The sequence below is a fragment of the Vibrio sp. M260118 genome, from assembly GCF_036533755.1.
In the GTDB taxonomy this organism is placed as follows: Bacteria; Pseudomonadota; Gammaproteobacteria; order Enterobacterales; family Vibrionaceae; genus Vibrio.
Map to the genome: position 1 here is coordinate 1 of NZ_JATABG010000730.1, position 416 is coordinate 416.

The following is a 416-nucleotide window of genomic DNA, read 5'->3' on the forward strand; positions in this document are numbered from 1 at the left end:
TTCGGAGCAATGGGGTCTACTTTTGCTTGGGGGTCAACAAGGAACTGAGTTTTATAGTAGATCGTTTGAGGACCAGATGCATTGCGAACTGACCATTCGGCTCTACGGCCCGATTCCGTTTGAAGATATGAGACTCCGTAGCCGGAAGAAGATGACGACTCGTTTATCAGAGTAAAGCCGGTTTGGGTGTGAGGCGCGGCTAGTGACGCTTTGACAGGTTTATTTTGACCGGTGAACTCGATACGGGCTTCAATGTCCCAAACCTGTCGAGTTTCACCAGGTGTCCAGGGAACGCCGTAACTTTGGTGACGAATAACACTAAGAGCAATACCCGCAGCAATGATTAACGCAACTGATATGTAAAATGGGATTTTGGACGTCATAGGCCTACGTTACCTTATTGTTTTTGATCAATT

The 416-nt window shown here is 46.9% G+C and carries 1 protein-coding gene; it reads right to left on the minus strand.

Features of this window, described 5'->3' with window-relative positions:
- Positions 1-383, minus strand: a 383-nt coding sequence (locus QTO00_RS20895) for a UUP1 family membrane protein (protein ID WP_331426411.1), incomplete at its 3' end; no start/stop codon positions are given.
- Between the last annotated feature and the right edge of the window lie 33 nt (positions 384-416).